Annotated in this window: 15 protein-coding genes; 10 read left to right on the forward strand and 5 right to left on the reverse strand. The window is 70.1% G+C overall.

Going from position 1 to position 13,715, the window contains the following annotated elements; all coding sequences use genetic code 11:
• Position 1: 1 nt before the first annotated feature.
• From ACIBF7_RS28365 to ACIBF7_RS28380, 4 genes are read right to left on the reverse strand one after another with little or no spacing between them, the layout of a single operon-like run.
• Positions 2-823 carry a carbohydrate ABC transporter permease gene (locus tag ACIBF7_RS28365; protein ID WP_148036970.1) on the reverse strand — a complete coding sequence of 274 codons (822 nt, stop codon included), beginning with the start codon at positions 821-823 and terminating at the stop codon, positions 2-4.
• Positions 820-1,683, reverse strand: a complete 864-nt coding sequence (locus ACIBF7_RS28370) for a carbohydrate ABC transporter permease (RefSeq protein ID WP_148036969.1) — start codon at positions 1,681-1,683, stop codon at positions 820-822. The genes ACIBF7_RS28365 and ACIBF7_RS28370 overlap by 4 nt, the downstream gene beginning before the upstream one ends.
• Positions 1,684-2,985 (reverse strand): ABC transporter substrate-binding protein, encoded by a 1,302-nt coding sequence (locus tag ACIBF7_RS28375; protein ID WP_148036968.1) that lies wholly within the window; start codon positions 2,983-2,985, stop codon positions 1,684-1,686.
• On the reverse strand, positions 2,982-5,279 hold the full coding sequence (locus ACIBF7_RS28380) for a TIM-barrel domain-containing protein (protein ID WP_397198529.1): 2,298 nt from the start codon (positions 5,277-5,279) through the stop codon (positions 2,982-2,984). The genes ACIBF7_RS28375 and ACIBF7_RS28380 overlap by 4 nt, the downstream gene beginning before the upstream one ends.
• A 135-nt stretch (positions 5,280-5,414) precedes the next feature.
• Between ACIBF7_RS28380 and ACIBF7_RS28385 the strand changes: the two genes are divergently transcribed.
• Genes ACIBF7_RS28385 through ACIBF7_RS28395 form a run of 3 tightly spaced genes read left to right on the forward strand, consistent with a single transcriptional unit; the run spans position 5,415 to position 6,834 of the window.
• Positions 5,415-5,744 carry a helix-turn-helix transcriptional regulator gene (locus ACIBF7_RS28385; protein WP_148036966.1) on the forward strand — a complete coding sequence of 110 codons (330 nt, stop codon included), beginning with the start codon at positions 5,415-5,417 and terminating at the stop codon, positions 5,742-5,744.
• Positions 5,741-6,211: an SRPBCC domain-containing protein gene (locus tag ACIBF7_RS28390; protein WP_364225460.1), complete on the forward strand. Its 471-nt coding sequence runs from the start codon at positions 5,741-5,743 to the stop codon at positions 6,209-6,211. The genes ACIBF7_RS28385 and ACIBF7_RS28390 overlap by 4 nt, the downstream gene beginning before the upstream one ends.
• The gene (locus tag ACIBF7_RS28395; RefSeq protein ID WP_397198530.1) at positions 6,208-6,834 is read left to right on the forward strand and encodes a dihydrofolate reductase family protein; all 627 of its coding nucleotides are present in this window, start codon (positions 6,208-6,210) and stop codon (positions 6,832-6,834) included. Before ACIBF7_RS28390 ends, ACIBF7_RS28395 begins: the two co-directional genes overlap by 4 nt.
• A 20-nt stretch (positions 6,835-6,854) precedes the next feature.
• Here the strand turns inward: ACIBF7_RS28395 and ACIBF7_RS28400 are convergent, their stop codons facing one another.
• Complete coding sequence (locus ACIBF7_RS28400; RefSeq protein ID WP_397198531.1) at positions 6,855-7,469, reverse strand: TetR/AcrR family transcriptional regulator; 615 nt, start codon at positions 7,467-7,469, stop codon at positions 6,855-6,857.
• Between the two features lie 102 nt (positions 7,470-7,571).
• Here ACIBF7_RS28400 and ACIBF7_RS28405 point away from each other — a divergent pair, with 102 nt between their 5' ends.
• The 7 genes from ACIBF7_RS28405 to ACIBF7_RS28435 all read left to right on the forward strand — a co-directional run bounded on the left by ACIBF7_RS28405 (position 7,572) and on the right by ACIBF7_RS28435 (position 13,683).
• A complete protein-coding gene (locus ACIBF7_RS28405) occupies positions 7,572-8,573 on the forward strand; it encodes a hypothetical protein (RefSeq protein WP_397198532.1) in 1,002 nt (333 codons plus the stop codon).
• Positions 8,574-8,650: 77 nt separating this feature from the next.
• The gene (locus ACIBF7_RS28410; RefSeq protein ID WP_271278650.1) at positions 8,651-8,857 is read left to right on the forward strand and encodes a hypothetical protein; all 207 of its coding nucleotides are present in this window, start codon (positions 8,651-8,653) and stop codon (positions 8,855-8,857) included.
• Positions 8,858-9,031: 174 nt separating this feature from the next.
• Positions 9,032-10,042: an NAD(P)-dependent alcohol dehydrogenase gene (locus ACIBF7_RS28415; RefSeq protein ID WP_364225450.1), complete on the forward strand. Its 1,011-nt coding sequence runs from the start codon at positions 9,032-9,034 to the stop codon at positions 10,040-10,042.
• 48 nt (positions 10,043-10,090) lie between these two features.
• The gene (locus ACIBF7_RS28420; RefSeq protein ID WP_271278648.1) at positions 10,091-11,887 is read left to right on the forward strand and encodes a glycoside hydrolase family 15 protein; all 1,797 of its coding nucleotides are present in this window, start codon (positions 10,091-10,093) and stop codon (positions 11,885-11,887) included.
• Positions 11,884-13,371, forward strand: a complete 1,488-nt coding sequence (locus ACIBF7_RS28425; protein WP_397198533.1) for a glucose-6-phosphate dehydrogenase — start codon at positions 11,884-11,886, stop codon at positions 13,369-13,371. The genes ACIBF7_RS28420 and ACIBF7_RS28425 overlap by 4 nt, the downstream gene beginning before the upstream one ends.
• Positions 13,274-13,528, forward strand: a complete 255-nt coding sequence (locus tag ACIBF7_RS28430; protein ID WP_148036958.1) for a dihydroxy-acid dehydratase — start codon at positions 13,274-13,276, stop codon at positions 13,526-13,528. The genes ACIBF7_RS28425 and ACIBF7_RS28430 overlap by 98 nt, the downstream gene beginning before the upstream one ends.
• The gene (locus ACIBF7_RS28435; protein ID WP_271278646.1) at positions 13,525-13,683 is read left to right on the forward strand and encodes a hypothetical protein; all 159 of its coding nucleotides are present in this window, start codon (positions 13,525-13,527) and stop codon (positions 13,681-13,683) included. The genes ACIBF7_RS28430 and ACIBF7_RS28435 overlap by 4 nt, the downstream gene beginning before the upstream one ends.
• Positions 13,684-13,715 lie beyond the last annotated feature (32 nt).

Here is a 13,715-nt window from a genome sequence, read left to right on the forward strand (position 1 = left end):
CTCACTTCACGGCTCCGACCGTGATGCCTCGGGTGAGCGTGCGCTGGAAGATCAGGAAGAACGCCACCGCCGGGACGATGCCGAGCAGGGCGGAGGCGCTGGACATGGTCGCGTCCATGTACCGCTCGCCCTGGAGCACGCCCAGCGCGACCGGCACGGTCTGGTTGTCGTTGGAGATGAGGAAGATCAGCGGCAGGAAGAACTCGTTCCAGGTCCAGATGAAGAAGAAGATCATCAGGACGCTGATCGTCGGCCGGCTGATCGGCACCACGACCCGGACCAGCGCCCTGAACCGGCCGGCCCCGTCGATCTCAGCCGCCTCCAGGATCTCCTTCGGGAACTGGCCGAGCACCGCGCTGAGCAGGTACGTGCCGAACGCCGCCTGGATCACGGTGAAGATGATGATCATCGACAGCCTGGTGTCGTACAACCCGGCTTCCTTGGCCAGGTAGTACAGCGGGTAGGCCAGCGCCTCCTGCGGCAGCGTGTTGGCCACCAGGAACAGCACCAGGATCGACAGCCGCCCGCGCACCCGCCCGATGCCGAGCGCGTACGCGTTGAGCACCGACAGCACGACCGCCAGCACCGCCACGGAGCCGCTGATGAGCAGGCTGTTCCAGAGCTTCTCGCCGAAGTCCACCCGGTTCCAGAAGTCCACGATGCCCTGGAGATAGAGCCCGCCGGGCAGCCCGAGCGGCCCCTCCGACGCGTACTCCTCGGGTGTCTTGACCGCGTTGAGCGCCACGAGGGCGAACGGGAACACCATCACCAGCGCCGCCACCGTCATCGACGCCAGGACGGCCCACCGGCCCGGCCCCCTCATGACTCACGCTCCTGCACCCGCAGGAACAGGAACGTCACCACGACGATGATCAGGGCCAGCACGGTCGCGATCGCGGACCCGTACCCGACGTTGCTCTTCTGGAAGAAGTTCAGGTACGAGAAGTACGACGGCACCAGCGTGGCGTTGCCGGGCCCACCGCGAGTGAGCACGAAGATCGGCCCGAACACCTTGAGCGCGGCGATCGTGCAGGTGAGCAGCACCACGAAGATCTCCGGCCGGATCTGCGGGATCGTGATGTGCCACACCTTGCGCCACCACGACGCCCCGTCCAGCTCGGCCGCCTCGTAGTAGGCCGGGTCCACCCGCTGCAGCCCCGCCATGAAGATCACCACCGGGTAGCCGAGCTGGAACCACACCATCACCGCCATCACGGTGGCCAGCGCCAGGTCGGGGTCGCCCAGCCAGTCGAGCTCCAGGCCGAACGCCTGGTTGACCGCGCCGTACGACGGGTGCAGCATCCAGCCCCACACCACGCCGGCCACCGCCACGGGCAGCACCTGCGGCAGGTAGTACATGGCGCGTAGCGCCGAGGCGGTGCGCGGGCCGAACCGCCTGCCGATGTAGTCGAACAGCGCCGCCGCCAGGACCAGGCCGAGCACCGTGGGCACGATCGCCATCGCGAAGATCAGCGCCACGTTGTTCTGGAAGGACAGCCAGAACCGCTCGTCCTCCAGTAACCGGGCGTAGTTCTCCAGCCCGACCCACCTGGGCGTGCCCACCCCCGACCAGCGGGTGAAGCTCACGCCCAGGTTCATCAGGAACGGCACCACGATGACGGCCAGGAACAGCACCAGGCTCGGCACCAGGTAGAGCCAGTAGCCCTTCTTACGGACGCGCATCTAGTTGCCGAGGTCGGCGAGGTTGTCCTCGTACGGCTGCGCGAGCTCGTCCAGCATCGCGGCGGGCTGCTTGCTGCCGTTGATGAGGTTCTGCGTGGCGGCGACCATGACGTCGTAGTAGCCCGGCGCCGGCCAGTCGGGGTAGAACGCCAGCCCGTCCCTGGCGGTCAGCGTGTTGAAGCTCTCGATCAGCTCCTTGCTCTTGGCGTCCGTGATCGCCGCCGGGTCGGCCGCGACCGGCACGCCGCCGGAGTTGCCCAGCAGGTTCTGGATGTCCTTGCTCATCGTGATGTCGATGAAGTCGTAGGCCAGGTCCTTGTTCTCGGACTTCTCCGGCACGACCCAGAGGTTGCCGCTGGAGCCGGGCGCCATCGTGGCCCCGGGCCACAGGAAGTGACCCCACTCGAAGTCCTTGATCTCCGAGGCGAACCGGCCGTACCACCAGCTTCCGCTGACCATCATCGGGTGCTCGCCCTTCATGAACGACACGCCCATGTCCTCGGCCTTGATACCGGAGGACTTCTTGTCGAGGTAGCCCTTGCCGACCCAGTCGGCGAACGTCTGCGCGCCGTAGGTGAACTGGGGGCCGTGGAAGTCGACCTTGCCCTGGTACGCCTGGAAGGCGTCCACCCAGGCCCGGTCGGCCTTGCTGAGCGCGAGCTGGTAGAAGATCTGCTGCGCTGGATACTCGGCCCCGGCGGTGCCGATCGGGGTCACCCCGGCCTTGACGAAGGTGTCGAGCGCGGCGGTGAACTCCTCGAAGGTCGTCGGCACCTCGACCTTGTGCTTCTCGAACAGGTCCTTGTTGTAATAGACCATGACGAACTCGCCGTAGTTCGGGATGCCGTACCACTTGCCGGCGCCCATGACGCCCCGCTCGTCGTACTTGGCCGTGGTCTGCAGGCCGCCCGGCAGCAGCTTGTCCCAGCCGCGCCCGGTGACCTCGGCGCTCAGGTCGGCGAGCAGGCCCTGCTTGGACAGCAGGCCGGCGGTGGCGTTGCCCTTGTTGTACTCCATGAGGTCGGGCGCCTCGTCGGAGTTGAGCACCATGCTCGCCGTCTTCTGGATCTGCTCGAAGCTCTTCTCCTCGAACTCCACCTTGACGTTCGGGTGGGACGCCTCGAACTTCTTGATCGCCTCGGCCCAGGCCTTGCCCATGGCGGACTCGGCGGCCTCGTAGTGCCAGAGCTTGAGCACGCGGGGCCCGTCGCTCTGCGCGGGCGGGCTCTCCGAGCCGGAACCGCAGGCCGAGAGGGCCAGCACCATGGCTGCCAGCGCCGCCACGCCAGACTTTTTGATCATATTTCCTCCTGGGTGATGACGGCCCGGCCGGGCGCGCCCGGCACCGGGGCGAACTCGACGGCGGCGACCCGCTTCGGCCCGGTGACGGTCACGCGCAGCGTGTCGCCCTCCAGGGTGGCCGTGACGGCGGTCTCTCCGTCGGTGTCGTGGATCCGCATGCGGCGGTCGCCGCTCCCGAAGGCGACCAGCGTGATCCGGTCCGGCGTCCGCACGGTGTCCCCCGGCTCGGCGACAGGGATCAAGGCACCGTACCGGACGAACAGCGGGAGCTCGGCGAGCGGCTTGACCACGCGGACGTAGCGGGAGCCGGCGTGCACCTCGCCCGTCCAGTAGTCCACCCACTCGCCCTCCGGCAGGTAGACCTCCCGCGCGCCCTCCGGCGAGGTCATCGGCGCCACCAGCAGGTCGCGGCCGAGCAGGTACTGCAGGTCCGCCTGCCAGGCGACCGGGTCGCCCGGGTGGTCGACGCAGAGCGCGCGCATCATCGGGGCGCCCGTCCTGGCGGCGTCCACGGCCGCCGAGTAGATGTAGGGCATCAGCCGGTAGCGCAGCCGGAGCGCGGCCACCGCGTGCTCCTCCACCGCCGGGAACTCCCACGGCTCCCTGCTGGTGGTGCCGTGCAGCCGCAGCAGCGGCGACAGCGCGCCGAACTGGGTCCACCGGACGAACAGGTCGTCGCTGGGCCTGCCGGTGAAGCCGCCCGCGTCGTGGCTCCAGAACGGCACCCCGGACAGGCCGTGCGCCAGCCCGCCCCGGATCGTGCTGCCCATCGCGGCGTAGCTCGTGTAGGTGTCGCCGCTCCACTGGGCGCTGTGCCGCTGCCCGCCGAGGAACGACGAGCGCGCCCACACCAGGCTGTGCCCGTGCACCTCCCTGGTGACCTCGGCGACGGCGTCGTTGAACAGCAGCGTGTAGACGTTGTGCAGGTCGGTGCCGGTCATCCCGTTGGCCGCGACCGCGTCGTGCGGCACGCCTTCGGCGAAGTCGGTCTTGAACGCCTGCACGCCCTGGTGCAGCAGCGCCCTGAGCCGGTCCTGGAACCAGCGGACGGCGTCGGGGTGGGTGAGGTCGAGGATGCCGCAGGCGGGGTAGGAGCCGTGCCAGGTGTCGGCCACGTACGGCTCACCATCGGGTTTCTTCAGGAAATATCCGGCATCGGCTGCTTCCTGGAACGCCGGGCTCTGATGGGAGATGTACGGGTTCATCCACAGGCAGACCTTGAACCCCATCCCGTCCAGCTCCGCCAGCATCGCCTCCGGCTCGGGGAAGTTGACCGGGTCCCAGCGCAGGTCCGACCAGTGGCCGTCGGTCTGCCAGTAGGTGTCCAGGTGCAGCACGTCGCACGGGATGCCGCGCTCCCTGATCGTGCGCGCCCTGGCCAGCACCCGCTCCTGGCTGTCGACGCAGAAGCCGGAGGAGATCCAGGTGCCGAACGCCCACTTCGGCGGCAGCACCGGCCGGCAGGTCAGCCCGTTGTAGCGCTCCAGCACCTCGGCCGGGGTCGGCCCGGCCAGCACGTAGTAGTCCATGACGTCGTCGGGCACCACGATCTGCACCGCGCTGTGCGTCGACTGGCACACGTCGAACTCGGTGGGCGCGCCGCTGTCGACCAGCACCCCGTACCCCTTGCTCGACACGTACAGCGGGATGTTCTTGTACGCGCGCTGCGACTCGGCGCCGAAGGCGTCGAAGTTCCACATCAGGGGCCGCTGGCCGCGCTTGTCGAGCGGCGCGAACGACTCCCCGAACCCGGCGAACGCCTCGTCGGGCGCGACCTCGAAGCTCTCGTGGAAGGCCACGTGCGCGCCGCCCGCCGACGACCGGCCGAACGGCAGCGTACGCAGCCGGCCGCTGATGTCGGTGTGCCCCCGGTCCTGCTCCAGCAGCGGGGCGCCGGTGGCGTCGGTGAAGCGCAGGTGCCACGGCGCCAGCCTGATCTCGGCCCGCAGCGAGCCGGCGTCGATCACGATCGGCTCCCCCGGCGTCACCTCGGCCCGCGCTCCCGCGTACGAGCCCGGCGTCACCATCGCGATGGCCCGCTCCGAGCGGGGCCGGGCGTCGGCGTCCTCGCTCAGCCGGACCCGGATCACGCCCTCGCCCGCGACGCCGATCTGCACGACCAGGGTCTCCTCCGCCGTGGTGACGGCCTTCAGCATCACTCCCGCGCCGTCGGCGGCGACCAGCTCGGCGGCGGTCAGCGCGGACAGTCCACCCTCGCCGTGGGCGCGCACCGGCAGCTCGGGCGGGTCGGCGACGAAGTACTCGTGCGCGACGAGTGGGGGGCGGTAGGGCATGGACGCTCCTCTTCCAGACAGCGCAAAACTCGTGAATTAGTTTGGTGCCCATACCAACAAACGTCAACGGTATTCGTGAGCGCGATGAACACTTAGCCCTTGCGCTAACTATCAGCCTCCGCAATACTTAGCCGCATGGCACAGTATTCGGCACAACTGGACGGCGTTTTCGTCGCCCTGGCCGACCCGACCAGGCGTGCCGTCGTCCGGCGCCTCGGCCACGGGCCCACGAGCGTCGGCGACCTCGCCCGCGAGTTCCCGATGACCCTCCCCTCGTTCATGAAGCACGTGCGGACGCTCGAGTCGAACGGGCTCATCCGCACGGTCAAGTCCGGCCGGGTGCGCACGTGCGTGCTCAACCGCGAGCGGCTCGCCCTCGTCGACGACTGGCTCGCCGAGCAGCGCCGCGTCTGGGAGGAGCGCACCGACCGCCTCGAACGGTTCGTCACGGAGGACGACCAGTGAACCCCGATCTCGACCTCGCCCTGGAACGGATCATCCGGGCCCCGCGCGCGACCGTGTGGAGCGCCTGGACCGACCCGGCCAAGCTCGCCCGCTGGTGGGTCCCGGCCCCGTCCCGCTGCCGCGTGGACCGCCTGGACCTACGGCCCGGCGGGGCGTTCGTGACGCGGCTCAGCGACGACGGCGCCGTTTTCGTACCGCATCTGGACGCGTGCTTCCTCGCCGTGGACGACCTGGAGCGGATCGTGTTCACCAACGCGATCACCAGCGCGTGGCGTCCCGCGAACCCCGACCCGGTCGCGATGACGGCCACGATCACGCTGGACGACCACCCTGACGGGACCCGCTACCGGATGCTCGTCCGGCACGGCGACCCGGCGTCCCGCGCCCATCACGAGAAGATCGGCTTCGCCGCCGGCTGGGGCACCGTCGCCGGCCAGCTGGCCGCTTTCACGGAGGCACCGCAATGAAGATCACCCTCACCGAGTTCGTCACGCTCGACGGCGTCAGCCAGGGCCCCGGCTCGCCCGACGAGGACACCAGCGACGGCTTCACCCGCGGCGGCTGGCTGGTGCCGCACATCGACGGGACGTTCGTCCGGCGCGCCTCCGACTGGCTCGACCTCGCCGACGGCCTGCTGCTCGGCCGGCGCACCTACGAGGCGTTCGCGCGCGACTGGCCGAAGATCACCGACCCCGCCGACCCGTTCGCCGGACGGATGAACGCGCTGCCGAAGTACGTGGTCTCGAACACCCTCACCGAGGGCGGTTGGGACCCCACGACCGTGCTCACCGGTGACCCGGTCCGTACGGTCGCCGCGCTAAAGTCACGCCCGGGACGGGAACTCCAGATCCACGGCAGCGCCCGCCTGGGCGACACGCTGCTGTCGGCCGGCCTGGTCGACACGCTCCGCCTCGTGGTCGCCCCCACGGTGCTCAGGACCGGCCGCCGTCTCCTGACCGGTGACGGCGACGCGTCCGGTTTCCGCCTGACCCATCACGAGGCGACGCCGAACGGCCTGCTGCTCCTCGAATACCGGACGACAGGCCAGGCGCCCCGGGCCGAGTACGCCGGCGTCACGGCCTTCATCTAGGAGGACGCGGCCGCCCCTCATCAGGCGGGGCCCCGGCTCCGCAGGAGCGGCAGGTAGACCTCGTCGACGATCTCGACCAGGACGTCGTCGGGCACGGTCGTGAGCCCTCGCGTGACGTACTCGTTGCGCAGCAGCGCGAGGGCCACGGTGACGACCCTCGGATGCAGGGCCTCGGGCGGCACCTCGCCGCGCGCCACCGCACGGCCCACGATCGTCAGCCAGACGCCGGACCCGCCGTCGGCGACGGCGTCGTGCAGCCGCGCCAGCAGCTCCGGCTCGTCGCCGACGCCCGCGAGCAGGCCGCGGAGGATCTCGGCCTGCGGCGAGGACAGGTCGCAGTTGACGCGGCGCAGCAGCGCCAGCGCGTCGTCACGGAGCGCTCCGGTGTCCGGCGGCCGCAGCTTCTCCGTGGCGAGCCGCTGGTAGGCGGCGACGCCCAGCGCGGCCCGGTTGGGCCAGCGGCGGTAGATCGCGTTCTTGTTGGTGCCGGCGCGGCGGGCGACCCGGTCCATGGTCAGCCCCTGATAGCCCGACTCGGAGAGCTCCTCCACGGCCGCGCGCAGGATGGCGCTCTCCAGCTCGGCGCCACGACGCCTGCTCGCGGGCTTCGCCGCTGACTCTCCGGCCGCACTCACCCGCATAGGGTACCGCACGTACCCCATTCCCGGAAATGTCTGGACTCTCGGGAGAAATTTACGGTACGTTGCGTACCCTATCGAGGGAAAGGACATACCGGCATGCGAGCCAAGGGCATCGGTTACGACACCGGGATCATTCTCGACGGCGTCGAGAACAGGCCGTTCGACCGGACGATCATGGAACGGGAGCTCCAGATCATCCGCGACGACCTCCACTGCACCGCCGTGCGCATCTTCGGCACCGAGCCGGACCGGATCGAGTTCGCCGCCCACCACGCGGCCGGCCTGGGCCTGGAGGTCTGGTTCTCGCCGTTCCCGCATCACCTCGACCGGGGAGGGCTCCTCGACCTGCTCGCCGACGCGGCCGAGCGCGCCGAGCGGGTCCGCCTCGGGGGCGCCGAGGTGGTGTTCGTCGCCGGGGCGGAGGTGAGCCTGTTCAACCGCGGGTTCGTGCCCGGTGACACCATCCAGGAGCGCGTGGGCGCCCTCCTCGCCCGGGGGCCGGAGCTGGGCCGGCTGTCCGCCCAGGTCAACGACTTCCTCGGCGAGGCCGTGTCCGTGGTGCGCGAGCGGTTCGGCGGCAAGGTCACCTACGCCTCGGTCCCCCTGGAGAACGTCGACTGGACGCCGTTCGACATCGTGTCGGTGGACGCCCACCGCTCGAAGGAGGTCGCCCACCTCTACCAGCAGGGCATCCGCTCGCTGGTCGCCCAGGACAAGCCGGTCGCGATCACCGAGTTCGGCTGCACCGCCTACCGCGGCGCGGCCGACCTCGGCGCCCGCAGCGGGGAGATCATCGAGTACGACGGCGTCATCCCGGTGGGGATCAACGGCGACTACGTCCGCGACGAGGAGGAGCAGGCCACCTACCTCCGCGAACTGCTGGACGTCTTCACCGAGGAGGGCGTCGACGCCGCCTTCGCCTGCACCTTCGTCTGCTACGGCCTGCCGCACCGCCCCGACCCCCGCAAGGACCTCGACCTGGGGAGCTGGGGCGTGGTCAAGGTCCTGGACCACGGCTCCGGCGAGACCTACCCCGGCCTGCCCTGGGAACCCAAGGCCGCTTTCGCCGCGCTCGCCGGTTACTACGGCGGGCACTGACCCACGGGCAAAATTGACTAGATGCATCTCTAACGACAAGGTGTGCGTCTAGTCAAGCCTGCGTCGGCGGGTGCACGGTGTCCCTGGTCCCCACCGCGCACCCGTCCACGGACACCCCGCGCTATGTCGCGGTCTGGTCGGCCAACCCCGGCGCCTGGCACTCCTCCATCGGCATGACCGCCGCCGGCTACCAGAGCCGCTTCGACGACCTCAAGGCCAAAGGTTTCCACCCCATCCACATCAACGCCGAACGCGGCCGCTACGCCGCCATCTGGACGAAGTGACACGGCCGCGGACGATCTCCACGCGTCCGTCCGCAGGTGAGGCCCGGTTAAACCCCGAAGTTCGCAGGGTACGCCGTTGCGTGTTTCCGGCGTTCTACGCGACGCCGACACGGGGGAGCAATCGGGGGCACGATGCAAGCGTTCGTGATGAAGGGGATCGGACAGGTCGGCTTCATGGACAAACCCGTCCCGCGAGCCGGTCCCCTCGACGCCGTCGTCAGGACCACCACCGCCCTCATCTGCACCTCTGACTCCCACACCGTCGCCGGCGGCATCGGGCCACGGGAGAACCTCACCCTCGGCCACGAGGGCGTCGGCGTGGTGCACGAGGTGGGCAGCGAGGTGAAGATCTTCCGGCCGGGCGACCGCGTCCTGGCCGGCGCCATCACCCCCGACTGGGGCGATGTCGCCTCCCAGAACGGTCACCCGTCACAGTCCGGCGGACCGCTCGGCGGGTTCAAGTTCGCCAATTCCAAGGACGGCGTGTTCGCCGAGTACTTCCACGTCAACGAGGCCGACGCCAACCTGGCGAAGATCCCCGACGACGTCCCCGACGAGATGGCCGTCTACTGCGCCGACATGCTCTCCACCGGGTTCATGGGCGCGGAGAACGGCGACATCCCCATAGGCGGGACCGTCGCCGTGCTCGCCCAGGGCCCGGTGGGCCTCATGGCCACCGCGGGCGCCAGGCTGCGCGGCGCCGGCCTGGTCATCGGGGTCGAATCGGTGCCCGGCCGGCAGAAGCTCGCCCGCTACTACGGCGCCGACGAGATCGTCGACTTCACCACCGAGGACGTCGTCGAGCGCGTCCTCGACCTGACCGGGGGGCAGGGCGTGGACACCGCCATCGAAGCCCTCGGCGCGGACGGCACCTTCCAGACCGCCGTCAAGATCACCAGGCCGGGCGGGACCGTATCCAACACCGGCTACTACGGGGAAGGCGAGTTCGTGCGCATCCCCCGCGTCGAGTGGGGCGTCGGGATGGCCGACAAGACGATCGCGACCGGTCTGTGCCCGGGCGGCCGGCTGCGCATGGAACGGTTGCTGCGCATCCTGGCGAACAAACGGCTCGATCCGACCCACCTGACCACCCACACGTTCCGCTTCGACGAGATGGAGCGTGGCTTCGAGGTCTCGGACAAGAAACTCGACAACGTGGTGAAAGTGCTGATCACCTTCGCGTGACGGAAGCCGGTCCCGGACATGCTCGATCTCGATCCACCCTTTCGCCCGGTGCACCACCGCGACGGCTACCTGGCGCTGGAGGACCTGGGCCTCATCGGCGACGGCACGACGGCGGCGCTGGTCGGCGTCGACGGTTCGATCCCGTGGCTGTGCCTGCCCCGCTTCGACAGCGAGCCCCTGCTGTGCGGCCTGCTGGATCACGCGCGCGGCGGCCACTTCACGCTGACCGTGGACGACCTGCGCGAGGCCCGGCAGTTCTACGAGCCGGACACCGCGGTGCTGGTGACCGAGCTGCGCGGTCCGACCGGCCTGGTCCGGATCACCGACGCGCTGGCCCTGCGGGCCGGCGCCGACCTCAGCGACGACGCGGGCAGCGGCCGGTCCGAGCTCGTCCGGTCCGCGGTCGTCCGGTCCGGGACCGTGCGCCTGCGGGCGGAGCTGGAGCCGCGCGGTGGCGGGCAGGCGCGAAGCTCTCACAGCGGTCTGGAGGTGCGCGCCTCCCGGCACCCCGGCCTGCGGCTGCACCTGCGGTCCAACCGTCCGCTGACCGGCATGCGCACCGCGTACGACCTTCAGGAGGGTGACCGCCTCGACCTGGTGCTCTCCTGGGGACGCGTGCACCGCCACCACCGGTTCGACGCCGGGACGATGCTGCGGCAGACCGCCGAGGCCTGGCGGCGCTGGATGCGCAAGTGCAGCTACCGAGGCCCCCAGGAAGCGCTGGTCCGGCGCTCGGTGATCACGCTGAAGCTGTGCGACGACTGGGCCAACGGCTCGCTGGTCGCCGCGCCCACGTCCTCCTTGCCCGCGCCGATCGGCGGGGTGCGCAACTGGGACTACCGCTACACCTGGATCCGCGACGCCGCCTACGCCGTGTTCGCGCTGCGGCGCGTCGGCATCGGGGAGGAGGCCGACGCCTTTCTCGGCTGGATACTCGACGCCTTCGAGCAGAGCCGCCGTCCACGCATCATGTACACCCTCGGCGGCGACCCCGTACCGGAGGAGATCCACGACGCCGACCTGGAGGGCTACCGTCGCTCGGCGCCGGTGCGGTGGGGCAACGGCGCCGCCGACCAGCGCCAGCACGACGTCTACGGCGAGGTGCTGGACTGCGCCGACCAGTGGCTGCTCCCCGGCCGCGATCTCGAACCGGCACTGTGGTCCGGCCTGTCGGAGCTGGCCGAGGCCGCCGCGCACACGTGGTGGCAGCCGGACCAGGGCATCTGGGAGGTACGCAGCGAAGGCCGGGTCTTCACCTATTCGACCGGGATGTGCCAGGTGGCCCTGGACCGGGCCGCGGCCATCGGTGAGCGGCTCGGCCTGTCCGGGCCGATCGCCACCTGGCGCGCCACCGCCGAGAAGCTCCGCCGGCTCATCCTGGACCAGGCGTGGAACGAGGACACGCAGTGCCTGGGCGAGCACCTCGACGGTGGCGGCGGCCTGGACGCCAGCCTGCTGGCGCTGCCGCTGCGCAAGGTCATCCCGGCCTGCCATCCCCGCATGACGGCCACGACCGAGGCCATCGCCGAGCGCCTGTCGGCCGGTGACGGGCTGCTCTACCGCTACCTGCACGAGCACTCCCCCGACGGCCTGCCCGGCGATGAGGGCGCCTTCTTGCTGTGCAGCTTCTGGCTGGTCGACAACCTGATCCTGCAAGGCCACCAGGACCGGGCCGAGGACCTGTACGCGTCACTGTGCGCCCGCGCCAGCCCGGTCGGGCTGCTGCCCGAGCAGATCGACCCGTCCACGGGCGCGTTCATGGGCAACTTCCCGCAGGCGTTCAGCCACATCGGGATCATCGCCAGCGGCGTCAACCTCGCACGCATGAGAGCAGGAACCACATGATCAACCGACTCGTCGTCCTCGGCGCGACCGGCGACCTCAACGCCCGCTACCTCCTGCCGGCCCTGGTCGCCCTGCGCTCCGCCGGGCACCTCGGCGACGGGTTCGAGCTGACCTGCGCCGACCGGTCGGACTGGTCCGTCGAGGAGTTCCGTGACTGGGCGTCCGACCAGCTCGCCCGGCACGCCGCGGACCAGCCCGGCGAGGGCGTGCGGGCGATCGCCGGGTCCGTCCGGTACCGGCAGGCGGACGCCACCGACCCCGCCGACCTCGCCTCGCTCATCGCCGGTGACGGGCCCGTCGCCCTCTATCTCGCCCTCCCACCGGCGATCTTCCCCGGCACGGTCGCCGCCCTGCGCGACGCGAACCTGCCGCCCGGCAGCCGGATCGCGCTGGAGAAACCCTTCGGCGAGGACCTGGACAGCGCGGCGGAGCTGAACCGTCTGCTGGAGGCGGTCGTGCCCGAGCAGGCGGTGTTCCGGATCGACCACTTCCTGGCCATGACCACCGTCCAGAACGTGCTCGGCGGCCGGCTGGCCAACCGCGTGCTGGAACCCATCTGGAACAGCGCGCACATCGACGAGGTGGAGATCGTCTGGGATGAGTGCCTCACGCTGGAAGGCAGAGCGGGCTACTACGACGGTGTCGGCGCGCTCAAGGACATGGTGCAGAATCACCTGCTGCAGTTGCTGTGCCTGGTGGCCATGGAACCACCGATCAGCATCGGCGAGCGTGAGCTGCGTGACCGGAAGGTCGATGTGCTGCGCTCGGTGCGGCCCTTCACCGAGCAGGACGTGCTCCGCCGCACCCGCCGCGCGCGCTACACGGCCGGCCGGGTCGGTGATCGCGTCGTGCCCACCTACACCGACGAGGAAGGCGTGGACCCGGGGCACCGCACCGAGACCTTCGCCGAGGTGGAGCTGGAGCTCGACAGCTGGCGCTGGTCGGGCACGACCTTCCGGCTTCGCAGCGGCAAAGCGCTCAGGAATGACCGCAAGGAGATCGCGGTACGCTTCCGGCCCGTGCCTCACCTGCCCTTCGGCCACGGCGAGGCACTGCCCAACATGCTGCGGTTCGGGCTCGACCCGGAGGGTTTCGCGCTGGATGTCACGGGCGTCGGTTCCCACGCCCAGACCCTTGTCCCGCTCACCCTGGCCGCCCAGATGGACGCACCCAGCCTGCCGGCCTACGGTCAGGTGCTGCTCGACATCCTGAGCGGGAACGCCACCCTGTCCATCCGCGGCGACGAGGCCGAAGAGGCTTGGCGGGTCCTCACACCCGTGCTGTCAGCCTGGTCGAAGGACCTCGTTCCGCTCCAGGAGTATCCGGCGGGATCCGACGGGCCCCCGAAGCAGCCAGGCCTGGTGGGACAACACGGGCAATCCGGCGATGACCGCTCTCTACCTGGAGCGTTTTCTCAACTACGGCCTCACCTCGGCGGAGCTCCAGTCGGGCCGGCCGATCATCGGCATCGCCCAGACGGGTAACGACCTGGTTCCCTGCGACCGGCACCATCTCGCCCTCGCCGACCGGGTCAAGGCCGGGATCCGTGACAGCGGCGGCATCCCGCTCGAGTTCCCCGTCCATCCCCTGCAGGAAACCGGCAACGTCCGGGCAACCCCCTCTTCGAGCTGCCCCATGTGATCGTCACACCTCATGCCGCCTACTACTCCGAGGAAGCCATCGGGACGGTGCGCCGCATCGCCGCCGAAGAGGCCGTACGGGTCCTGACGGGGCAACCGGCGCGTTTCCCGGTCAACGACGTGACCGTGGGCTCCCACTCCCCGAAGAGTCCATAGCGGGCACCCCTCACCGCGATTTGCCGGATCGG

This window comes from Nonomuraea sp. NPDC050478 (assembly GCF_044458265.1).
GTDB lineage: Bacteria > Actinomycetota > Actinomycetes > Streptosporangiales > Streptosporangiaceae > Nonomuraea > Nonomuraea ferruginea.

Excerpts from the sequence above, each read along its gene's own strand:
- ACIBF7_RS28385 (WP_148036966.1), top strand. The coding sequence starts at position 5,415 with ATGGCACAGTATTCGGCACAACTGGACGGCGTTTTCGTCGCCCTGGCC.
- ACIBF7_RS28425 (WP_397198533.1), top strand. The coding sequence starts at position 11,884 with ATGATCAACCGACTCGTCGTCCTCGGCGCGACCGGCGACCTCAACGCC.
- ACIBF7_RS28365 (WP_148036970.1), bottom strand. The coding sequence starts at position 823 with ATGAGGGGGCCGGGCCGGTGGGCCGTCCTGGCGTCGATGACGGTGGCG.
- ACIBF7_RS28395 (WP_397198530.1), top strand. The coding sequence starts at position 6,208 with ATGAAGATCACCCTCACCGAGTTCGTCACGCTCGACGGCGTCAGCCAG.
- ACIBF7_RS28375 (WP_148036968.1), bottom strand. The coding sequence starts at position 2,985 with ATGATCAAAAAGTCTGGCGTGGCGGCGCTGGCAGCCATGGTGCTGGCC.
- ACIBF7_RS28380 (WP_397198529.1), bottom strand. The coding sequence starts at position 5,279 with ATGCCCTACCGCCCCCCACTCGTCGCGCACGAGTACTTCGTCGCCGAC.
- ACIBF7_RS28430 (WP_148036958.1), top strand. The coding sequence starts at position 13,274 with ATGACCGCTCTCTACCTGGAGCGTTTTCTCAACTACGGCCTCACCTCG.
- ACIBF7_RS28415 (WP_364225450.1), top strand. The coding sequence starts at position 9,032 with ATGGACAAACCCGTCCCGCGAGCCGGTCCCCTCGACGCCGTCGTCAGG.
- ACIBF7_RS28370 (WP_148036969.1), bottom strand. The coding sequence starts at position 1,683 with ATGCGCGTCCGTAAGAAGGGCTACTGGCTCTACCTGGTGCCGAGCCTG.
- ACIBF7_RS28405 (WP_397198532.1), top strand. The coding sequence starts at position 7,572 with ATGCGAGCCAAGGGCATCGGTTACGACACCGGGATCATTCTCGACGGC.